Annotated in this window: 18 protein-coding genes and 3 pseudogenes; 11 read left to right on the forward strand and 10 right to left on the reverse strand. The window is 68.4% G+C overall.

Features of this window, described 5'->3' with window-relative positions:
- Positions 1-174 precede the first annotated feature (174 nt).
- Both ABD844_RS08545 and ABD844_RS08550 read right to left on the reverse strand, forming a co-directional pair.
- A complete protein-coding gene (locus ABD844_RS08545; RefSeq protein WP_344874728.1) occupies positions 175-636 on the reverse strand; it encodes a VOC family protein in 462 nt (153 codons plus the stop codon).
- The gene (locus ABD844_RS08550) at positions 636-1,280 is read right to left on the reverse strand and encodes a DinB family protein (protein ID WP_344874730.1); all 645 of its coding nucleotides are present in this window, start codon (positions 1,278-1,280) and stop codon (positions 636-638) included. The genes ABD844_RS08545 and ABD844_RS08550 overlap by 1 nt, the downstream gene beginning before the upstream one ends.
- A gap of 61 nt (positions 1,281-1,341) precedes the next feature.
- Between ABD844_RS08550 and ABD844_RS08555 the strand changes: the two genes are divergently transcribed.
- The 3 genes from ABD844_RS08555 to ABD844_RS08565 all read left to right on the forward strand — a co-directional run bounded on the left by ABD844_RS08555 (position 1,342) and on the right by ABD844_RS08565 (position 4,761).
- Positions 1,342-2,343: a helix-turn-helix transcriptional regulator gene (locus tag ABD844_RS08555; RefSeq protein WP_344874732.1), complete on the forward strand. Its 1,002-nt coding sequence runs from the start codon at positions 1,342-1,344 to the stop codon at positions 2,341-2,343.
- Between the two features lie 906 nt (positions 2,344-3,249).
- The gene (locus ABD844_RS08560; RefSeq protein ID WP_344874734.1) at positions 3,250-3,633 is read left to right on the forward strand and encodes a hypothetical protein; all 384 of its coding nucleotides are present in this window, start codon (positions 3,250-3,252) and stop codon (positions 3,631-3,633) included.
- A gap of 366 nt (positions 3,634-3,999) precedes the next feature.
- Positions 4,000-4,761: a GNAT family N-acetyltransferase gene (locus tag ABD844_RS08565; protein WP_344874736.1), complete on the forward strand. Its 762-nt coding sequence runs from the start codon at positions 4,000-4,002 to the stop codon at positions 4,759-4,761.
- A 24-nt stretch (positions 4,762-4,785) separates the two neighbouring features.
- On the opposite strand, the gene ABD844_RS08570 is transcribed toward ABD844_RS08565, so the two are convergent.
- Positions 4,786-5,070 carry a hypothetical protein gene (locus tag ABD844_RS08570; protein ID WP_344874738.1) on the reverse strand — a complete coding sequence of 95 codons (285 nt, stop codon included), beginning with the start codon at positions 5,068-5,070 and terminating at the stop codon, positions 4,786-4,788.
- A 273-nt stretch (positions 5,071-5,343) separates the two neighbouring features.
- Here ABD844_RS08570 and ABD844_RS08575 point away from each other — a divergent pair, with 273 nt between their 5' ends.
- A complete protein-coding gene (locus tag ABD844_RS08575) occupies positions 5,344-6,054 on the forward strand; it encodes an AMP-binding enzyme (RefSeq protein ID WP_344874740.1) in 711 nt (236 codons plus the stop codon).
- Here ABD844_RS08575 and ABD844_RS08580 read toward each other — a convergent pair.
- Both ABD844_RS08580 and ABD844_RS08585 read right to left on the reverse strand, forming a co-directional pair.
- Positions 6,002-7,285, reverse strand: a complete 1,284-nt coding sequence (locus ABD844_RS08580; protein ID WP_344874742.1) for an ATP-grasp domain-containing protein — start codon at positions 7,283-7,285, stop codon at positions 6,002-6,004. The two genes, ABD844_RS08575 and ABD844_RS08580, sit on opposite strands and share 53 nt — an antisense overlap.
- Positions 7,286-7,393: 108 nt before the next feature.
- Positions 7,394-8,467 (reverse strand): hypothetical protein, encoded by a 1,074-nt coding sequence (locus ABD844_RS08585; RefSeq protein WP_344874744.1) that lies wholly within the window; start codon positions 8,465-8,467, stop codon positions 7,394-7,396.
- A gap of 599 nt (positions 8,468-9,066) precedes the next feature.
- Here ABD844_RS08585 and ABD844_RS08590 point away from each other — a divergent pair.
- Positions 9,067-10,086 (forward strand): DUF4331 family protein, encoded by a 1,020-nt coding sequence (locus ABD844_RS08590; RefSeq protein ID WP_344874746.1) that lies wholly within the window; start codon positions 9,067-9,069, stop codon positions 10,084-10,086.
- 497 nt (positions 10,087-10,583) lie between these two features.
- On the opposite strand, the gene ABD844_RS08595 is transcribed toward ABD844_RS08590, so the two are convergent.
- From ABD844_RS08595 to ABD844_RS53065, 3 genes and pseudogenes are all read right to left on the reverse strand, one after another.
- Complete coding sequence (locus ABD844_RS08595) at positions 10,584-11,123, reverse strand: serine hydrolase (RefSeq protein ID WP_344874915.1); 540 nt, start codon at positions 11,121-11,123, stop codon at positions 10,584-10,586.
- A gap of 185 nt (positions 11,124-11,308) precedes the next feature.
- Positions 11,309-11,758, reverse strand: a pseudogene (locus ABD844_RS08600) (LuxR C-terminal-related transcriptional regulator); the annotation flags it as partial.
- Positions 11,759-11,831: 73 nt separating this feature from the next.
- Positions 11,832-12,635, reverse strand: a pseudogene (locus ABD844_RS53065) (sensor domain-containing protein); the annotation flags it as partial.
- Between the two features lie 183 nt (positions 12,636-12,818).
- On the opposite strand from ABD844_RS53065, the gene ABD844_RS08605 reads away from it, so the two are divergent.
- Both ABD844_RS08605 and ABD844_RS08610 read left to right on the forward strand, forming a co-directional pair.
- Positions 12,819-13,760, forward strand: coding sequence for an ABC transporter ATP-binding protein (locus tag ABD844_RS08605; protein ID WP_344874748.1), 942 nt, complete (start codon positions 12,819-12,821; stop codon positions 13,758-13,760).
- The gene (locus ABD844_RS08610; protein ID WP_344874750.1) at positions 13,757-16,015 is read left to right on the forward strand and encodes an alpha/beta fold hydrolase; all 2,259 of its coding nucleotides are present in this window, start codon (positions 13,757-13,759) and stop codon (positions 16,013-16,015) included. Before ABD844_RS08605 ends, ABD844_RS08610 begins: the two co-directional genes overlap by 4 nt.
- A 27-nt stretch (positions 16,016-16,042) precedes the next feature.
- On the opposite strand, the pseudogene ABD844_RS53070 reads toward ABD844_RS08610, so the two are convergent.
- Positions 16,043-16,201: pseudogene (locus ABD844_RS53070) on the reverse strand (NUDIX hydrolase); the annotation flags it as partial.
- 48 nt (positions 16,202-16,249) lie between these two features.
- Between ABD844_RS53070 and ABD844_RS08615 the strand changes: the two are divergent.
- Together ABD844_RS08615 and ABD844_RS08620 are read left to right on the forward strand one after the other, a co-directional pair.
- Positions 16,250-16,798, forward strand: a complete 549-nt coding sequence (locus ABD844_RS08615; RefSeq protein WP_344874752.1) for a transglutaminase domain-containing protein — start codon at positions 16,250-16,252, stop codon at positions 16,796-16,798.
- Entirely contained in the window at positions 16,791-17,462 is a 672-nt protein-coding gene (locus ABD844_RS08620) for a 3'-5' exonuclease (RefSeq protein WP_344874754.1), read from the forward strand. The genes ABD844_RS08615 and ABD844_RS08620 overlap by 8 nt, the downstream gene beginning before the upstream one ends.
- Positions 17,463-18,434: 972 nt before the next feature.
- Here ABD844_RS08620 and ABD844_RS08625 read toward each other — a convergent pair.
- Positions 18,435-18,656, reverse strand: coding sequence for a hypothetical protein (locus tag ABD844_RS08625; RefSeq protein ID WP_344874757.1), 222 nt, complete (start codon positions 18,654-18,656; stop codon positions 18,435-18,437).
- Positions 18,657-18,850: 194 nt separating this feature from the next.
- Here ABD844_RS08625 and ABD844_RS08630 point away from each other — a divergent pair, with 194 nt between their 5' ends.
- Complete coding sequence (locus tag ABD844_RS08630; protein WP_344874759.1) at positions 18,851-19,231, forward strand: hypothetical protein; 381 nt, start codon at positions 18,851-18,853, stop codon at positions 19,229-19,231.
- A gap of 109 nt (positions 19,232-19,340) precedes the next feature.
- Positions 19,341-19,769 (forward strand): DUF6086 family protein, encoded by a 429-nt coding sequence (locus ABD844_RS08635; RefSeq protein ID WP_344874761.1) that lies wholly within the window; start codon positions 19,341-19,343, stop codon positions 19,767-19,769.
- The last annotated feature ends 431 nt before the right edge of the window (positions 19,770-20,200 follow it).

The raw sequence follows: 20,200 nt of genomic DNA on the forward strand, positions 1-20,200 counted from the left end.
CGTGCTGGGCGTGACCGCCTGCCCTGATGGTGCGTGGGTTGCCCAGCACGCCCGTAGCCTTCTCGCCGATCTGAAGGACCGTCCCGACACGTCCACGCGACCCGCGACTCCGCGGCTCCCCGCGGCCCGCTGCCCAGTCGAGGGCGGCGTCGATCGCGGAGCGGGTCTTCGTCGTCAGTCGAGGCAGAACTCGTTGCCCTCGGGATCGCCCATCACGATGAACCCGAGCTCCAGCGGCGGCGCCGGATCGAAACGGCGGATCCGCTTGGCCCCAAGCGCGACGAGCCGGTCGCACTCGGCCTCCAGGGCCGCCATCCGCTCCTCGCCCACCAGATCAGGCGCCACGCGAACGTCGAGGTGGACGCGGTTCTTGGCCACCTTCCCCTCCGGCACCTGCTGGAAGTACAGCCGTGGGCCACGCCCCTCCGGATCCTCGACGGCCGACCTCGTGTTGCGCTCCTCCTCCGGTACGCCTGCCGCCGCGAGGAAGTCCTGCCACGCCGCCAGCGGATCGGCGCCCTCGGGCAGGTCGACCCCGGGAGGGCCGGGGTGGACATAGCCCAGCACGTCGCGCCAGAAGGTCGAGAGGGCCTGCGGGTCGTGGGCGTCGAAGGTGACCTGGATGTCGCGGCTCATCAGTGGGCTCCGTTCGTGGCGGGGTTGGTGGCTGGGTTGATGGCCGTGTTCGTGGCTGGGTTGGTGTGCAGGTAGAGGTCGCGTAGGAGGCAGACCTCGGACAGGTGGTGGATCAGCTCGCGGTGGATGTGCTGCACCAGGTCGGCCATGGACGCCTCGGGGTAGGGCTCCTTCTCGCCGACCGGGACGCGGAGCCCGTCCTCGCCGAGGCCGCGTACCCCGTCGAGCCAGACGCCGAGCTGGGTTTCGAGCTGGTCGAGCGCGGTGGCGGCGCTGCCGGCGTACTCCCACGACTCGTACGACGCCGCCGGAGCGCCGAAGTGGGCCGCGTTCCGCATGGCGAGCACGCCGACGATGACATGCCCGAGGCGCCAGGCGATCGTGGTGAACGGCGCGGGCCTCGGCTCCGGGAAGGCGTAGTCGATCGTGTAGTCGCCCGTGCCGGCCCGCACGGGAGCCGTCGAGCTGCCCCGGGGCCGCACGTTCCAGGCGTCGGGGACGGGCGACCAGAAGTATTCGTCGTCGGTGAGGCCCTCGAACCGCACTCGGAGATGGTGATTCCAGTGGAACTCCAACTGCTCGCGCAGCGTACGGTTCCAGTCCATGTCGACTGTGCTGCCGACCGTGATGTCGTCTGCGTTCATGGGACCACTCTCGCGTCCCTAGCGGACAGGTTCGGTCCGCTATCTCTGGCAAGGTGGTGACATGGAGACGGTGGGCGGCGACGAGCGGGGCACGACGGAGCGGGTGCTCACCCTGCTCGGCCTGCTGCAGCAGCGGCAGGTCTGGACCGGCCCCGAGCTCGCCGACCAGCTCGGGGTGACGCCGCGTACGGTGCGCCGCGACGTCGAACGACTGCGTGCCCTCGGCTATCCGGTGCACGCCATCCAGGGCGTCGGCGGCGGCTACCAGCTCGGCCCCGGGCAGGACCTGCCGCCGCTGCTGCTCGACGACGAGGAGGCGATTGCCACCGCGGTCTCCCTGCTCGCCAGCGCGGGCGGCGCGGTCGCGGGCGCCGGCGACGCCGCGCTCCGGGCGCTGACCAAGCTCGACCGCGTGCTGCCCACCCGGCTGCGCCACGAGGTGCGCGCGCTGTCCGGCGCGGTGGAGTCCTTCGGCGGGGGCCGCACGCCGGTCGATCCCGACGTGCTCATGACGCTGGCCAGGGCCTGCCGCGACGAGGTGGAGGCGGGCTTCGACTATCCGTCCGGGGGTGAGGTGCGGCGGCGGCGCGTCGAGCCGTACCGGCTGGTCGCCTCCGACCGGCGCTGGTATCTCCTCGCGTACGACCTCGATCGCGACGACTGGCGCAGCTTCCGGGTGGACCGGATGACCGGCGTGTCCGCCCGGACCTGGCGTTTCCGGCCACGAGCGATGCCCGACGCGGCGGCGTACGTACAGGAGAGCGTGGCCAGCCGGGTCTACCCGCACCAGGCGCGATTCCTCGTGCACGCGCCGGCCGGCACGGTCAGGGCCCAGATCCCGGCGTCGGCGGCGGTCGTACGAGAAAGGGCGGGCGACCGCTGTGAGGTGCTCAGCGGCGGGGGCTCCCTCGACTTCGTCCTCATGCACGTGCTCCTGCTCGGGCACGACTTCGAGGTCCTGGACCCTCCGGAGCTCACGAGCCGCTGCCGCGTCCTGGCGGAGAAGCTGCTGTCGGCCGGCAGCGGATCGGCGGCCCAGGAGTCCGCGCGCCGCCGGTCGTAGAGCCGGCAGATGGTGCCTTCTTGGCGGACGGGTCGGTGAGCGAACACGACGTGGGCGGCACGCCGTCCTCGAAGAGACCGGCCGGCTCGGGGGAAAGGGGACTGTCCGCGCCTTTCCACTCTCAACCTGTAGCGCACCGGAGGGCTTGCGGCAAGACCTCGGTCGTACCGCGGAATCGTCGGCCGAGGCCAGAACCTGCGGAAATGGGGACGCGGAGTGCTTGTGTTCCTGTCGAAGTACGGATCGCGCGGGGACGTCGAACCAATCGGGTGGCGTCCGCGACGATCCGCAACAGCTCTACCACCTGGCCGCGGGCGTGGGGCGTAGGTCCTGGTCACTGCTCAGGTCAGCCGTGAGCTTCAGCCGCTTCACCTCGTCGCCGGACGCGAGCCGTGCCCGCCGTGCGACGCGAGGTTCATTCATGCTTTGCGGGTATGTCGGAATACCATCCGGGACTTTGCGCCATACGCCACCAACGCCTGATCCTTAAAGCGCGACAGGCAAGGTCAGATGAGTCGCATTCCCATGCATGGCAGTCAGGGGAAAGACGAGCCGAGATTGTTGAGAGCTCAGCGGTGGCTGTCTTGGCCTGCGTCATGCTCTCGACGATCGACCCGTGGGCGACCTATTGGGATAACCCTCTGATGTCTCCCGGCCGGTTGTGACGATGGCTTCTGCGAAAGTCGGCTGCGTCGCTTCACGCGGCACGAGAAAAGGCGACCGTCCCCGGTAATGCCAACCGGTACCAACAGATGATTCGGGGGTAAACGTGAAGATCACCCGAGTGGTTGTGGCCGTGGCTCTGGCCATGACCACGGTGTTCCCGCTCGGTGCGCCCCCGAATGCGGCAGCCCGCCGCAGTTCGACTCGCACGCGACGCTGAACCCCAGGAAAAGGAGAAGAAACATGTCTCGAACCAGTCGCAGGCGAACGGTGTCGGCCGCCGCCTGTTTTATACTAGCGGCCGGGCTGACCACGACCGTCTCCTCGCCCGCTCTGGCGGACCACCAGGTGTGGAACACGCACGGAAGCGATTACGCCGTAAGTAGTGCGGCCTACGATGAGCTGTGGGTCTGTGATCGCGAGGCCGACGACAACGCCTTTCGCATCGAGTACTTCCTTAGGTCGGGCGGCGGGACTCGGACTCTGCGCGACGCCAACGGAAGCGCGTCCGGTTGCGGTCACATCGATCTGGGATCGCAGCGCCTCGACCGATGGTGTCTGGCCGAGACAGGCGAACTGTGCGGCGGAGCCGATTACGTCCGCCCGACCGTTTCCCGCCCGCACTGAGACAGATGAAGCGGTTCCAGCATTGCCCACTGCTCCGCGGTAAGAGAGATTCGTCTTATCATCGCTAAGGTCCACGAGGTCTCCGGTATCCAGGTTTCCCTTGGTTGGCCAACCACCTATCGGGGACCTCGCCCTCTAGTCGGTCCGACGTTCTGGTGAACGGAGGGGCCGTTGGTTGGTGTGTCAGAACCTCTATGCGGATGCCTGGACCGGGCAACGGCTACGACCAGCGGCTCTGGCGCACCGCGCCCTGTACCGGGCTTTCCCGGCCTAGCGCGGCCGCCGCTGGAAGGCACCCGAGATGCCTTCGCCCCGCCGAGGGTAATTCTTAGGCGGCCATGGTCCACGGCTGCCTACGCTCCCCCCATGTCAAACTCAAAACTACAGCGGATCAATTCCTTCCTGTCGGCCTTCGCCCGCCGCCAGGCCGCGCGCAGCGTCGACCTTCCGGGCGGGTTCGCCGTATACGACGACGCCTTCGCACATTCCCGCGCCAATAACCAGGTCATCATCGACACGGTCGTTGACTCCGAGGCGGTGCCCGCCATCGCGGAGGAGGCACTGGGGCATCTGCCTCACCGACTGATCTCCGTCCTTGACCACGAAGTCGGAATGGCGTGCGCACAGCCACTGATCCGGGATGGATACACCCACTCCACCTATCTGGTCATGCTGCATGCGGGCCCGGCACCGGCCAGCGGGTCTGCGGAGGAGTTGGACCTCGACGCGATACGTATCCCACTCACCCGGCGATGGCGGGGGCTCCTTCCAGACGTCGACGACGAGGTCATACGCCATCTCGTCGACCGACGCGAGGCTCGCCGCCGCGGGGCCGACATCGTTCACTTCCTCGGTGCCCGCACGGAGGAGGGCGAGGTCGCCTCATGGGCCGACCTCTATCTGGATCCGGCAACCGGCACAGCCCAGATCGAGGACCTGATCACTTCGGAGGCCCACCTCAGGCGCGGTTACGCCGATGCCGTCCTGACCACCGCCTTGCGCCTGGCCGCCGACAAGGACTGCGGTACCCGGTTCCTGACCGCTGATGCGGCGGACTGGCCACGACACTGGTACGAGCGCCGCGGCTTCTCCGTCGTCGGCCACTCTCACTGCTTCGAGCGGGGCTGATTGCCAGACACCGGGTGTCCGTTCTCATTGAAGCCCGTCTGGTTGAGGGATGCTGACCTGGGCGGGATCGGTGAGTCCGCGAGCGGCCACGCAGCGGCGGCAGGCGGGGCGAATGTTCGTCACGGATCTGCGGCATGTGCTGCGTCCAGCCAGGGCCATCGTGGTGGTGTCGTCGACGGTGCGCAGATCCGGAAGGGCGTAGCGCAGAGCCTTGGCGGGCCAGCCGGCGAGCGCAACAAGAACGTCTTCGGACACGCTGCGCGGGTAGCGGTTCCGCTCGCCGGTCAGGTACTCGTTGCGGATGACCACGCACTACCGGGTCGTCGCGTAGCCGCTGGGCGGGCCTCGAGGAGGAGGCCCGCCCGCACCGTCATCGCTCGGTCAGTCGTACGAACGTCACCGAGTGCCCGGTCCGTCCCGGCGATGGGATCTCTGCCCTGGTCAGGCATCTGGCGGCCGCGCTGATGACGGCCTGCCAGCGTGGGATGCGTGGCGGTTCCGCCACGCATCCCGCACACTGTCGGTGTCGATCGGAACGATCGGAGTGCGGGCGCGGGCCGACGCGGTTCGGATCGTGAGCGAATGGGGGTGACTGTGACCGAAGGCGAGCTCGAACAAGGCTCAGCGAGGCACCCGGCGGTGACGGAGTGCGTTGTGGTCGAAGGTGAGCAGATGATCGCCTACGTCGTAGTCGGTGAGACGGACGGCAAGCGACACGCGGAGTTCCTGACGGAGCTGGTGCCGCGGCGGCGGTTACCCAAGGTCGTGGCGGTGGTGCCGGCGTTGCCACGTACGCCTGACGGCAAGATCGACATCGAAGCGCTGCCCTTGCCGGTGGAGGGGCAGCGGCCCGTGGGTGGCAAGGGCAGCCACGCAACGGGCGGGAGCGGTTCGGCGGTGATCGGGGGCACGCTGTTGTTCGGCTTTCTCGCCGCGGCGACCACCAACATGTTCTGGCCGTTCTCCACCGATCTGTCCGGCGTTCCACTGCCGTGGGCGGCGCTGTTCTTCGTGCTCTACCTTTGCGAGTGGGCCTCCTTCGGGCTGGGCGTGATGGTCCTGCTGTGGAGCCGCCCTGCGCTGGCCCGGCTGGGCCGCTCCGCGCCGCTGACCACGGCGGCCTGGCTGGCGCTCACCTGGCTGCTGGTGGCGTGGTGGCCGCAGGACAACTTCTACCGCCTGGCCGCCAAGACCGACTGGCCGCGGCAGGCCGCCCTGGTGTACGGGTTCAACATCACTCTCATGATTGCCGCAGTGGTGCTCGTCGTCTTCGTCGCCCGCCGACGGCGCTGACCACGCGTTCGGGGTCGGGCAGGGTGAACATGGCCCCGAGCGCCTCGTTGGCGGTGCGGATGGCCCGCTCCGCTTCGTCGAGCCCTTCGATCGTCTGGGCGGCGAGCGCGATCCCCAGGTAGGGAAAGGGGTCAAACGCGGCGGTCGGGATGGTGACCAGGAGGATCGTGCCGAGTTCCTGGCAATGCGCGGCCAGCCGAGTGACGTGCTCGCGCAACGCGGCCGACGGCAGCCGGGCACCCAGAGGCAGGCAGTCCAGGGTACGCACCACGTGGCCGGCACCGTGCAGGCGATCGAGCGCCGCCTGAATGGTGAAGGCCACGGCGGGACCGGTGAGCCGCAGGTTGATCTCGATGGGGACCAGCACGCCCGTCCGGTCGGCCACGAAATCAACGTCGTACCAGCCGCGGTAACCGCGGGAGGCCAGTGCCGCGCCCACGGCGGCACCGAATGCGGCCGCGGTCTGCACCTGTTCGGTGGGGAGTGTGCCGGGTCCGATTGTGACGCCCTGGTAGCGGGTGCCGTCGATCGTCATCGCACCCGTACCGACCGGGTGCACCTGCCCGTCGGCGGCGATGACAGCGTCGAACGTGGGGTTGGCGACAGGCTCGATGTACTCCTCCAGCAGCAGGCCGCGCACCCTGCGAGGCGCCGGGGGCGTAGCCACGACTCGGGTGCCCGCGCCGCCCACGCCGTACTCTTCTTTCAGCACATAGGGCATGGCCACCGCTTTTAGCTCCCGGCGTGAGGCGACCCGGCGCTGCGCCGCGATCCGGATCCGCGGATGGTCTGGAGCCAGCTCGCGGAATAGTTCGTGCGAGCCACGCTTGGACTCGAAGCGGCGGATACAGTCCAGCACGCCGGCAGGAGCGGGCCGGATCCGATCGAAGGCCGGCGTGCGGCCCCAGGGCAGTACCGCCACCTCGGGCGAGACGATCTCGGGCAGGCCGGCAAGGGCCGCCGCCCCCTGCCCCTCCGCCGCGAGCCCGCCACGCACCCTCACCTCGCCCCAGCCCAGCGTCGCGGCCAGGTGCCGGATCCACCACTGCTGGACGGGCAGCGGCAGCACGATGAGGGCGGGCCACGGACTCCCAAAAGCCGCCAGGCAGGAGTAGTGGTCACACACCGCCGGGATCCCGCCGAAGACGGCGTTGAACTCGGCGACATTGCCGACATGGACGGCTGGCAGCCCACCCGTCCAGGCCCTCACCCATGGCGGCTCGACGCTCACCCGATCAAGAGAGCCCATGGACAGCCCCTTCAGATGGCAGGACATTGCACGAGTCTGGGCAGGGGTTCAGACACGGGCACTTACGGAGCCGGAACCCGGGAAGAAAGGTCACGGCCGGCCGGTGATCGCACGGGTGCCGACGTCATCCGCCCATGTGTCGTCGTGCGGAAGGGTGGCCCACCGTTCGTCGGTCATGGTGATCGAGAGTCGGGCCGTCGGCCACTCGGCGGTGAGGATCTCGCGTATCCTGCGCGGTGGAAGATCGTCCAGATCGTGACCTGGTTCGTAGGTGACGGTGTAGTGCGCCACGTAGGAGTCGGCGACGCGGTCGATCAGGCGGAACGAATCCCCGATGTCGAGGCGTTCGGCGTCGGCGGCCAGTGCTGTGGCGAGCTCGGTGTTCGGCTGCCTGTCAGTGGCCAACCTGCCGTTCCCGCCCCACGCCAGCAATGAAAGTACGTCCGCTGACGCGCCCAGGTCCAGTTCCCGCCGGTCGGGTGCAATACGGAACGCGAGTTCGATGCGCCTGCCACTCGTATAGGCGCCGACGAATTCGGCCTTCACGTGGTCGAATACTCTTGCATAGGTGAGTTTGCCCCCGCGGCGGCTGGCCTTCGGAACAAGGCGCGCGATCGACGTGATCCTGGCGTTCCGGGTAACACCGAAGGTCCCGTCCAGATGCATCCACGCCAAGGTGGAGGCCGTCCCGTCGACGAGCGAGACATCCTCGGCCCCGTGAAGCTCCAACATGACGCGCACGGCCCGGCCGATCCAGTCCGCTGGGATGTGTGCTGGATCGTCGATCCTGTCCCGCGTCGTGTAGGCAGTCGGCGCGTACGCCGGCAGTTCAAGCAGCGCCGGACCCATCTGGAGCCAGTCTCCCCACACGACGCGTGGAACTGCGATAAACGAGTCTCCTGGATCGTCGATCGGAGCGTCGGTCCCGTCCGGCGTGATCGGTGCACACTCGGCCAGCTCGAACCACGTCTCGACCTCGGCATAGCTTTCCCATGTGTCGCCCTCACGGACATGGTCCAGCCACGCCCGGTGGGTCACCTCGATGTGGAGCACCGCGGATGGGAACCCGCCGCTGGTTGTCTGGTCAGCAACCCGAACCGACTCGACGAAACCGCGTGCGAACCGGTGCTGCCACTGCTCGTCGCACGCGTCGTCGAACGACACCTCCCTGGTGAATGGGCCTTGGCGATCAGGATGGTTGTCGGCGGCCTCCTCGAGGAGCCTGATCGCGAAATCCTCGCGCGCTGTAGCCGCTGGCTGATCATCGGCGACACGATTCTCAGGATGGCCATCGTGCCCCGACGCGCTATCACCGTGACATCGGAATTCCTACTCACAGCGGGAACGCTACTCGGGAAAGCCTGGGCAACTCGATGGGCACGGGCTGGCCGTGCCGCTCGCCGGTCTGCGTGGGCCGCCGTCGCCCGCCAGGCATCGGACGGCTGGCTTGCCGCGAACGTCGCTGCTGACCGTGGCGAATGCGCTCGCGTAGGGCGTGCCGTTGGTGGCGTTCGTTCCACAGGAGGCAGAGAATCGCGTCCATGAAGGCCGGAAACCGCGCAGCCGCGCCCTGGTTGTCTGCGGAGCGACTCGCCGCCGGTCAATACCTCTCGTTCACTTGGGCAGGGAGGGCTTAACCTGCAGAAACGGGATCAAGCGGAGATCAACTCGTACACCACTCCGCGGACGTGACCGCGCCACGGGGAACGGTTGCTGGAGCGTTCCGGTGGTTGCCTGCCGAGCGAGCCATGAAAGGGCCTGACATGTCCAACCACTTCACCGGCCTCAGCCTCGGGCCGCCCCTCGGAGACCAGCGTCTCGACCTGTGCGACCTTTACGCCTTCGCGGCACCCGGGGACCCGAGCAGGACCGTGATCATCCTCAACGCCAATCCCAACGCGGACGCCCTGCACCCCGACGCCGTATACCGCCTCAACATCGACAACGACGGCGACTACCTGACCAACGTCGCCTTCAGCTGGGTCTTCAGCCCACCGGCGTCCGACGGTTCCCAGACCTACAGCGTCTTCATGGCGACCGGCGCGGAATCCCGCAAGCCCGAAGCGGCCGGCACCAAGATCGTGTCGGACGCCGCCGTCTCTTTCAGCCCCCAGGCCAACGTGGTCACCAGCGGCGACTACAAGGTGGCCGCCGGTAGTCGCAGCGACGCCTTCTTCTTCGACTTCGACGGAATCACAAACCTGTTCGACACCAGCGGCAAGCGGAACTTCACCGCCCCCCATCTGGGCGGGAAATCCCCGTGGACCGGCATCGACTCCAACCTTACGGCCAACGTCTTCTCCATGGCCATCGAAGTGCCGACCGCCGAACTGGCACCCAACCCCGAACTGCACATCTGGGGCCGGTGCAGCCTCCGGCGCGACGGCGAACTCGTCCACGCCGACCGCGCCGGACACCCGTCCATGAGCAGCTTCTTCAACACCAACGACACGAAAGAGGACTACAACGCCAGCGAACCGGTCAACGACCGGGACAAATGGACCGACCAGTTCGTCCACCTGCTGGGCCACACCGGCGGCTACTCACGCGAGGAGGCGATCACCGCGCTCGACGAGCACGGGCTCCTGCCGGACGTGCTTCACTTCGACCCGTCCAAGCCGGCCGCCTACCCCAATGGCCGGACCTTCACTGAAGACGTCATCAACATCCGCGTCGCGTTCCTCACCAAGAACGAGGCCCCGCCGACCGGCCTGAAGCCGCACACCGACACCCTGGACCGGTTCCCATATCTCGGCGACCCGCACCCGGCGACCACCTCCTGACGGATCCCTCACCCCCGTGCTGCTCGTGTGACTCAACAAATCGACGCCACCTGTACGCCAGGACCCGTCAGCACACGCTGGGGTCCCGGTAGTAATGGCGCCGGATCCACCAGATATGCCTCTGACCTGCGCTTATGTGGAGGTTTCTGGCTGGTGGCCAAACCTGAGCCCTGCCTATCAATGCAGGCCAGAGGCATATCTGTTGGATTTGGGCCGAAGCTACGGGGACTCCCAGGCGGCGGCCAGCGCCTGGCCGGCCGCCCTGCACACGGCGCTGGTGCGCTGGGCCGAAGACGACGGGCGGACCGATCTGCCCCACCTGATCGGCAGAGCGCTCGCGGCCGGATTCGGCGACACGCAAGCAGCCTTGGCCCCTCAACCCCTGAGGGGCTTGCGGCGGGGACCTCTCAGCGGGTCAGTTTCAGCAGGTAACTGATGTCCCGGTCGAAGGTGATCTCGCGCTGGATCGTGGCCGGCCGCCCTCCCGCAACGACCCGCTAATTGACCAGCGCCTGGTAGACGAGCTGGCGGAGATGGCCGAAGATGGGCACAACGCTGGATGGGATGCACTGGGACAGGAAGGTCACAGTGAGCTCCTCCGCCGGGTCCACCCAGAACGCCGTGCCCGCCGCTCCGCCCCAGCTGTATTCACCGTCCGAGCCCAGGTCCTTCTGTTTGACGGCATCCTGGACGACTGCGAAGCCGAGCCCGAACCCCGTGCCGCTGTTGGAGGTCTCGGAGAATACCCGCCGGCCGGACTCCTCCAGGTCGGCGCCACCGGGAAGGTGGTTGCGCGTCATGTAGGCGACGGTGCGCGGGCCGAGAACACGAGCCCCGTCGAGTTCTCCGCCGCGCAGCAGCATCTGCGTGAAGCGGTGGTAGTCGCCCGCGGCGGAGATCAGCCCGTGGCCGCCCGACTTCGGTTCGGGCGCAGTGCGCCCCGCCTGGGCGAGATGCTGCAGGGCCGAGTGCCGCAGAGGGTGCAGGGTCCAGCCCTGCCGGTGCCGGTCGAGTTCGGCGGAGGCGGCCTTGAACAGCTACGCAGCGCGCGAGGTCACATGGTCGATCTTGGTACGGTCTGAGTCCTCGTACACCGTCGATGGGCGGGGCGCGCCGGACACGTCCGGCGATCTGCTGGGGCAGTCGTCGTTTCGCGGGTGTCGTGGAGCTGTTGGGTGGGCGACCGTCCGCTGACCACTGTCCCGAGCAGTTCGAGTGAGCGCTACACCGGTGGTCGTGATGGTGCGGGTGCGGCCTGCAGGTAGGCCAGGACCGCCATGACGCGCCGGTTGTGGTCGTCGGACGGAGAAAGGCCGAGCTTGGCGAAGATGTTGTTCGTGTGCTTGCCGATCGCCTTGTCGGTGACCTGGAAGCGGGCGGCGATGGCCAGATTGGACATTCCCTCCGCCATGAGCGTGAGCACCTCACGCTCCCGGAGGGTCAGGGCGGCCAGCGGCTCGTCGCGGCTGTGGCGGGTCAGCAGTTGGGAGACCACCTCCGGGTCCATCGCGGTGCCGCCTTCGGCGACCTGGCGTACCGCGTCGACGAACCGGTCGACATCGCCCACCCGGTCCTTCAGCAGGTAGCCCACTCCGCCGGAGCGGTCGGATAACAGTTCCCTGGCGTAGAGCTGCTCCACGTACTGCGAAAGGATCAGCACCGGCAGCCCCGGAGCCGCGGTCGGACAGCACCGGGGGATGGATGCCGCGCACCAGGTCACGCAGGTCCGTCAGGGCCTGGCCGGCGACCTGCCGCGCCTCGTCGATCAGGCGTACCATCTCGTCCGGGTCACGGGAGCCGCGGGCCAGCCCCAGGTGCATGCGGACGGCGATCAGCTTGGCCTGCGCGCCGTCATGCAGGTCGCGTTCGATGCGCCGCAACTCGGCCGCGCGCGCGTCGACCACCGCGGCCCGCGACGCGGTCAGCGCCCGGATCCGCGTGTCCGTCGCGGTGCCGCCATCCAGCAGCCGTCGCGCCAGTCGTGCCTGCCCGATGCGGAACAGGGGGATGGCCATGAGGGCGACCGCCGCGATGGCCACGATGGACAAGCTGAGCGCGAATGTGTTCAGCGTGCTCGTCTCCACCGGCCGCAGCCGGAACCAGACGTAGTCCAGGGCGGCCAGCATCGCCCCCATCGCCGCCACCGGGGCTGGGCCGGTGACGAGGTGCACGGCCAGCCAACCCAGTTCACGCCGCGTGCCGCGCCGTCGCGGTTCCGGTGCCAGAGTGGCCCGCCATGGCTGGTCGGTTTCGCGCCGGTGGCTCCCCGCGGTGCCGTCCTCGCCGAGTACCCGGCCCGCCCAGCGGCGCTGGTGGGCGGCCAGGCGGTGGACGAGAACGAGCCCGAGGCCGAGCGGCGCCCGCCCGAGACCGGCCACCGGCACGAGGGCGCCGCTCACCAGCACCAGAGCGAGCACCACCAGCGCCGCAAGGCCGGTGACCGCGTTCAGCGCCAGCGCCGCCAGGCCGCTCACTCCGTTCCGCGCGTACCCCGCCAGAGCATTGACGGCCTGCCGCGCCGGCCCGCCGAACGCGGGTCGTATCCCCATCACAGGTGCAGTCTGCCCTGCGGGCGAGGAGAAGGCGGTGGGGCTGGCCCCACCCCTTGGGGTGGCGATTTCCCACCCCGGCCGGTGGGCCGACGCCCATGGAGGCCGGAGCCCCGGACCGCGAGGCTGGTCCCGCCGATCGGATCGAGCTGATCGGCCTGACCTGGTGGACAAGGGTGAGACGTGATCGAAGTGAAAGGGCTGAGCATGCGGTACGGGCGCACGCTCGCCGTGGACGACCTGACCTTCACCGTCAAACCGGGACTGGTGACCGGATTCCTGGGGCCGAACGGTGCCGGCAAGTCCACGACCATGCGGGTCGTACTCGGGCTGGAGATCCCAACTGCGGGTGAGGCGCTGGTGGACGGGCGCCCGTACGCGTCGCTGCGCCGGCCCATGCGCACGATGGGGGCGCTGCTGGACGCCGGGGCGGTGCACGGCGGGCGTACGGCCCGCGACCATCTCGGCTGCCTGGCACGTAGCAACGGCATCGGCTCGAAGCGGGTGGCCGTCGTGCTCGATCAGGTCGGCTTGACCGACGTGGCGGGCCGGCGGATCGGCGGGTTCTCCCTGGGCATGAAGCAGCGCCTCGGCATCGCGGGCGCGCTGCTCGGCGACCCGGCGGCGCTCATGTTCGACGAGCCGCTCAACGGCCTGGACCCGGAGGGTATCCGCTGGATCCGCGACCTGCTGGGCTCGCTGGCGGCCGAGGGCCGCACTGTTCTGCTGTCCAGCCATCTGATGAACGAGTTGGCCCTCCCCGCCGACCATGTCGTCGTCATCGGGCGCGGCCGGCTGATCGCCGATACGACGACGGACGCGCTCGCCGCCCGGTTCCAGCGCGACGTGCTGGTCCGCACGGCGCGCCCGGACCGGCTGACGCAGACCCTGCGCGCGCACGGCGCGAGCGTGACCGCCGATGCCCCGGCGCCCGGCGGCCTGACGGTGCGGGGCATGGACGCGATCGAAATCGGCGAGCTGGCCCTGCGGGCGGGCATCGCGCTGCGGGAGCTGACGCCGCGCAGCGCCTCGCTGGAGGAGGCGTTCATGGAGCTGACCGAGGACAGCGTCCAGTACGGCGCCCGGCCCGCCATCACCGCGACCGTCTCGGAGGTGACCCGATGAGGGACGTGATCGCCTCAGAGTGGTACAAGCTTCGCTCGCTCCGCTTCAACGTCTACCTACTGGCCGTCTCGGTTCTCGCCGTGCTGGTCTGCGCCGGGGTGGCGTACCTGGTGGGCCGGGGGTTCGACGGCCAGACGTTCGAGGAGCGGCTGAGCTTCGCCGGCAACGGTGCCGGGCTGGGCACCGGGCTGCCGGTCGCCTACTTTGTGCTGGGCACGCTGGGCGCGCTCTCGATTACCTCCGAGTACGCCACAGGGATGATTCGCACGAGCCTGGCGGCGGTGCCGCGGCGGCAGGTGTTCCTGTTCGCCAAGATCCCCGGGTTGGCCGCGGTCACCCTGGTCGTCGGCCAGGTGCTGGCGTTCGCCATGCATCTGGCCGCCCAGGCCGTCCTCGGCGACCGCGCCGGTCAGATGCTGCTTGACGGGAGCACCCTTGGCACCCCGCTGTCGGAGCCGGGCGTGTTCGCCACGGTGGTCGTCGCGGGGCTGTCCATGACGGCCGCGGCGCTGATCGGGCTCGGTGTGGGCGCGGCGATCCGGTCCACCCCCGGCAGCCTGGTCGCGCTCGTCATGTTCTTCCTGGTGATCCCGATCGTCGCCCAGGCGCTGCCGTCGCCGCTGCGTTCGCAGGTGGGCTCGTACATGATGGAGAATCTGCCGTCGCAGATCGCCGGGGTGGGCGGCGGCCTGCTGCCTTCGGGGGCGGCAGCCGTGCTGCTCGTCGTCTACGTCGCCGCCGCGCTGACGGCGGGCGCCACGGTGACCGCGCTGAAGGGGCACCTCAAGGTGCTGGCCGTTGGAGCGGCCGAGACGCTCCTGACCGCTCTGGTGGCGGTGCCCACCGCCGCAGACTCGGCCGGCTCCGGTCCGTCTTGGCCGGTCTGGGGGCCGTGTACCGACAAGGACGCCCCAAAGGACATGCGCTGTGCCTCCGTCCAGGTGCCCCTCGTTTGGACGGAGCCCGCGGGACGGAAGATCTCCGTGCCCGTCGCGGTGCTTCCCGCCTCCGGCGTGGCACGCCGGATCGGCACGGTGTTCTCCATCCCCGGCGGCCCTGGTGTGTCGGGCATCGATGAGCTGAAGCAGTTCCACGGGAGGTTCGCCAAGCTGCGTGACCGCTTCGACGTGGTCACCTTCGCTCCGCGCAACACCGTCAAGCCCGGCGGGGTGCTGCCGTACGAGTGCCTGGCCACCGGCCCTTACATCACCCTGCCGGACACCCGTGCCGAGTACGCCGCACTCGCCCGGACCAACCACGAACACGCGCAGCGGTGCCGGTCGGCAGACCCGGAGTTCTTCGACCACATGGACTCGGCCTCCGTCGCCCGCGACATCGAGGCCGTCCGCACCGCCCTGGGCGAGCAGCGGCTGAGCTTCCTCGCCACCTCCTACGGCGGACATCCCGCGGTGGCCTACGCCCGCCTGTTCCCCTCCCGCATCCGCGCCATGGTCATGGACGGCACCGTCAGCCATGTCGAGGGGGCAACGGCCAGGGAGCCCTCCGCGTATCTGAAGGAGGAGAAGCAGTTGGCGCGGTTCGCCGCCTGGTGCCGTTCGGCCACGGCCTGCGCCCTGCACGGCCAGGACGCCGGCGAGGTGTGGCGCCGGCTGGTGACCGCCGCCGACCGCTCACCCGTGCCGGTGCACAACGACCCGGCCGGGGCCGCCTACACCGGGTTCGACCTGAAGGTGGCCGCCGCCCCCAGCTTCACCTCGCCCGGCCCGGAACCGGACGTCCCGCGCTGGGTCGAGCTGGCCGAGGCGATCAAGAAGGCCGCCGAGGGCGACGCCTCCGGGTTCGCCGAGTACGTCCGGCGAGCCACGGGCAGCCCCAAGCTCCCCTCGCTCGCCGGGCAGAACATGACCCACTGCCTCGACGGCCGCGGGTACGAGAGCTACGAGGCCTACCGCACCGCACTGCGCAGGGCGCAAGAGCTGTCGCCGAACTTCGCGGGGCAGCGGGCGTGGTGGCCGCTGGGCTGCGCCGGCTGGCCCGCTCCCGTCACCAACCCGCCGGCGCCGCTGCCCACCAGTGGCCTGGTGCCCTTCCTCGGAATCGGCAGTTGGACCGACCACGATGAGGTCGCCAACATCATCCGCCGCGTGCCGGGCTCCTCGAGCGTCCAGTACGACGGACACGGCCACGCGCTCTACATCTACGGCAAGGGCGGCTGCGTCACCGCTTACGTCAACCGCTACTTCACCAGCTTGCGGCTCCCGCCCCCGGGCACCACCTGCCAGGCCACCGGATGACGACCGGCCGTACGGCCTGGTTTCGCCACCCAGGTGGACGCTGCTTTGGTCGATGCCAAGCTCTTCGCGAAGCTCGCGGTGCAGTGCGGTGATGTGGTCCTCGTCGTGGTCGAGGGAGCCGCCCGGGGTGGCCCAGAAGCCGCCGTTTTCCGCATAGCGCAGCAGTAGCACTCGCTGGCGCCCCACCCAGCGGAGAGCGATGTGCGTGCGGCCTCAGATAGGTACGGTCAGTGCGTGGACTCATGCGCTGAGCGGATCGCCTTGTTCCTCGCCGTACGGGACGTGCCGTACGCCACGGACGGCGCCCATGACGCGGAGACGCTGATGGTCGTTGGGCGGGGCGACTGCTTGGCCAAATCGGCCTATCTGATCGGGGCCTTGCGGGCGCTTGGTTACCCGGCCCGGCGGGTCCGATGGCTGTATCACCTGCCCGACCGGCCGGCAGAGGTGCGGTTGCTGCCGTCGCGGGAGGACGTGCATTCGGCTGCCGAGGCACTGATCGATGGCCGGTGGACGCTGGTGGATGCCACCCACGATCCGCCCCTGGCCGCCGCGGGGCTGGCCGTGGCCGAGTGGGACGGCATCACCGACACGGTCCCGGCCTACGAGCCGCGCGGGCCGCTGTGGAGACCGGGGGACGGCCCCGAACCGGTGCCGAATGCCGGCGTCCCCGAATCGCGCGTCGACGGGGGCCGCAGCTATCAGGCAGCATTCAACCGCTGGTTGCGCGACATCCGCGCCGCTGCATCGAACACGTCCCGGCACAGGGCGGCTGATGTCTGACGCCTCGCCGCTCTATGACGATGCCGCCTTTGCCGGCCACACCTACCTGGTCATCGACTTTGAGGGGTTGACCCCTGCCGGGCGTCCGGCGGTTCCGGTGGAGGTGGCGGTCCTCGCCCTCACCGTTACGGTCGACGGCTTGTCGGAGCTGTGGGGCTTTGAGTCGCTGATCGCACCGCCTGCCGAGGTGCCCGTCACCTCTTTCGACGTGCGCATGACGGGTATCACCAAGGGGATGCTGGCCACGGCTGCCGGACCCGAGCAGGTCATGGCCGACCTCGACCGCCTGCTTACGGCCCCGCCGTACCGGCTGGTCGCCCACCACGCGCCCACCGAGGCAGGACTCATCGCCCACCAGCGGGCCCACTGCCCTGTCTTGGCTGCTGTCCCGTTGCTGGACACCGTACGGCTGGCCCGTGTGCTGTACCCGGAGCTGTTATCGCACCGATTGGATGACCTGGTGAGGTATCTGCGCATCGAGCCGCCTGTGCGCCGTCATCGGGCGATGCCGGACGTGCGGGCCACGGCGCGGGTCTTCGAGCGCCTGGTGGCCGGGGGCGGGCGGACGGGCCGCTGGCGGACGCTTTTCGATCTTGACCGCGTTGGGGGCCTGGCGCCGAAACGTCTGGCATCACCGGATGGAGTACAGGCCGGACTGTTCTGAGGCCACAGCACGAGGTAGGCGATGGCGGCCTCCATGGTCCGGGGAGCTTCATATCGCCGATGTCGATCCCATCGCCAGTCTCACCGCTGCCGACGTTCAGCATGCCCGCTCGTGAGGTGCCACCAGAATCTCCCCGGTGACCTGCGGGGACGCTTCAAACATCGCGTCCGGCCGTGCCCGTTGTAGTGGATCAGATGCTCCTGGAGCACGAAGGCAGCCGGACGATAACCGAGATCGGTCAGAACCTTGTCCAGGCGGCGCGTGAGCGGGCGTGCTGAGCAGGTCGATGTCGCTGAGTGGCGTTCGCCGGTCTCGCCGTACAGCGCGGACTCCCGGCCTCTCGCACCCAGCGGACGGATAGCTGCCCGGTCCGGATCCGGTACGCGTCGAGCACCGCCATGGAGGTCCCGAGCGCTGCGAGTGCCCACATGTATCCGGACAACTGCTTCTCCCCTGGCGGCTGAGCGGAGACCCAGTGTGTCACCGCCAATCAAAAGGCTCAAAAGCCTTATGGCCGTTTGTGCCGCCTCTACCGTGGGCGAAAGCAACGACCATGTAGAGGGATTTATGGGGGTGGTCTTGTGACAGTCTCAACGATCGTGGCGGCCGGCCTGGTGATCGCAGTTGTGTGCATCGTCGTGGGCGCGCTCGCGTCCCTGCTACGCGGCCGGCCCTCCACGCGGAGGGGCTCCGGCAATCCGGGTATCCCGTTCATCAGCAGTTGGGGGATGTCCGGCAACAACGGCAGCTGCGACAACGGCGGCTACTCAGGGGACTCCGGCGGAGGTTTCTCGGGAGGCGACTCCGGTGGAGGCGGATGCGGGTGACGCCCAGCGCGATACGTCGACGCTGACAAGGCCCAAGATAAGGATTCGCCGGAGCCGCAGAGCGTGGGGGGAGCAAGCTCGCTGACTTCCACCTCTCGGTCGCGTGTGGGTGCCAAGAACTCGGCCACCTCAGGAGTGCGCGAGTTCAGTCCGTGATGCGCGAGGGCCGAACGTAGAAGTTCGCCCCCTCGAAGTCGCTCGGGAAGTGCGGCTCGTCAGGGCGGAACGCGTACAGCTGCGTCTCGCCGGCGTGCAGGACCCAGAAGTCCGTCGGGCCGAGCCGCCATCGCCACGCCCCCGACCCAAGGATCGCGCGTTTCCGGTGAGCCAGGGTGAGGAACGAACCCTGGATCGTCGATCGCCCCAAGCACGTAGTGTGGCCGGCCACGCCGTGGCGATCGTAAGGGCTGCATTCGAAGACGCAGCTAACGGCACTCATCGCCATCCCCGTTGACTCCCTGCTGTTCCCCCTTGTTCCCCACCCCATCGGGCACGAGACGGGCACGCGAAGAGGCTGTTTGGAGAGCCGAGGGCGGAACACGACTGTGCAAGTATCACCGCATGGTAGATGCCCGTTCCTCATTGCGGCTGATCGGCTACTGGTGGAGCCACGACGCTCCAGAATGGCCTCGGCCGCAGGACTGGAGCGATCCTTACTGGAGTCTCGAAGAGCGTGACCTGGTCGCTCTGTACCTTGAGAGCGGTCAGCACATGCCCTACGCCACGGCTGGCCTCTCGCTATGCCGGCTCTGTGACAAGCCCAACGGCAGCCTGGAGTTCACAGATGGCGTGTTCCTGTGGCCGCAGGGGTTGGCCCACTACGTACGGGAGCATTCGGTACGTCTTCCGGACGAGATCATCAAACGAGCCCAGCAGTGGGCTGAGCCGATGAACTGGGAGGTGGATCTGACGTGGTGGAGGGAGCAGAAGGCGCGCGGGTAACGGGAATCGTACCCGCGCCGTCAGCTTAGGACCGTAGGCGTCAAATCTGGATAGGCGGCGTCTTTTCTGCTGCAGAGGGGTCCGGACAGGTGGAACGCGAGGAAAAAACATGAGCCAGTATTTCCAGGTAGGCGATCAAGTTCTTTGGAACCCCTCGAACGGGGTTGCTGGCCTGTTCATGCGATCAGCGGAGGCGCTTGCCCCCGAGGCGGGATTGCCGACGGGACTCGGCCCTATGGAGAGCGACGAATGTGAGGTCGACTTGGCCGTCTTCGCCGCCTTCGTGAGTGCACTCATCGAGCGCTACGAGCGTTCGAACCATCCAATCCTGCACTCACTCATGGAGGGCTTCATAGCGACGGCCCTAGTGCTCGTCGAGCGCGGCGGAGCGGAACTTCCCGTGCCTGACGTGAACGATGCCGGCTGGAGGGATGTGCAGGTGAACGGGTATTCCGCACGGCCGCCAGGTGGCCAGGTACGTGATGTTGAGCGATGGGCGGCCCTTTCGGGGCAGCACGCTCGGGCAATGCCACAGTGAGGTTCCTACGACACCTGACCTCATGATCCATGGAAGGGCGCAGGCGCGGAGTACGCCCAGGGATTAGGTTGCTGGCTGGAGTTGGATGAGGATCATCCAGTTGTCCTCGGGGCCCGAACCCGGAACCTACGGATTAAAAGTCGCGAGCTTTTACGTCGCAAACCATCTTAGCGTATTCAATTGTGTCGCTCTGCCGGGTTATGCTGCCCCGGAAATACCCAAGCCTGTCGGCCCATGTCTACGCGTTTCGCTGGCCGAAGAGCACGTGGCGAGCACGGAACACCGGGTCGGCGGCCGATCGCTGTTCCTTTGATGGCCTCTTGACCGTTCGGAATATCCCGGTTCGATATCGATGAGTCGAGAACGGGATCGCGGATGGGTGCTGTCGACGTTGGTATCGGTCAGAGCATCTCCTGTTGGCCGGTGAGCGA

The sequence above is a fragment of the Nonomuraea antimicrobica genome, from assembly GCF_039536965.1.
Lineage (GTDB): Bacteria > Actinomycetota > Actinomycetes > Streptosporangiales > Streptosporangiaceae > Nonomuraea > Nonomuraea antimicrobica.

Excerpts from the sequence above, each read along its gene's own strand:
- ABD844_RS08565 (WP_344874736.1), top strand. The coding sequence starts at position 4,000 with ATGTCAAACTCAAAACTACAGCGGATCAATTCCTTCCTGTCGGCCTTC.
- ABD844_RS08620 (WP_344874754.1), top strand. The coding sequence starts at position 16,791 with ATGTCTGACGCCTCGCCGCTCTATGACGATGCCGCCTTTGCCGGCCAC.
- ABD844_RS08590 (WP_344874746.1), top strand. The coding sequence starts at position 9,067 with ATGTCCAACCACTTCACCGGCCTCAGCCTCGGGCCGCCCCTCGGAGAC.
- ABD844_RS08610 (WP_344874750.1), top strand. The coding sequence starts at position 13,757 with ATGAGGGACGTGATCGCCTCAGAGTGGTACAAGCTTCGCTCGCTCCGC.
- ABD844_RS08545 (WP_344874728.1), bottom strand. The coding sequence starts at position 636 with ATGAGCCGCGACATCCAGGTCACCTTCGACGCCCACGACCCGCAGGCC.
- ABD844_RS08560 (WP_344874734.1), top strand. The coding sequence starts at position 3,250 with ATGTCTCGAACCAGTCGCAGGCGAACGGTGTCGGCCGCCGCCTGTTTT.
- ABD844_RS08635 (WP_344874761.1), top strand. The coding sequence starts at position 19,341 with ATGAGCCAGTATTTCCAGGTAGGCGATCAAGTTCTTTGGAACCCCTCG.
- ABD844_RS08555 (WP_344874732.1), top strand. The coding sequence starts at position 1,342 with ATGGAGACGGTGGGCGGCGACGAGCGGGGCACGACGGAGCGGGTGCTC.
- ABD844_RS08575 (WP_344874740.1), top strand. The coding sequence starts at position 5,344 with ATGGGGGTGACTGTGACCGAAGGCGAGCTCGAACAAGGCTCAGCGAGG.
- ABD844_RS08630 (WP_344874759.1), top strand. The coding sequence starts at position 18,851 with ATGGTAGATGCCCGTTCCTCATTGCGGCTGATCGGCTACTGGTGGAGC.
- ABD844_RS08550 (WP_344874730.1), bottom strand. The coding sequence starts at position 1,280 with ATGAACGCAGACGACATCACGGTCGGCAGCACAGTCGACATGGACTGG.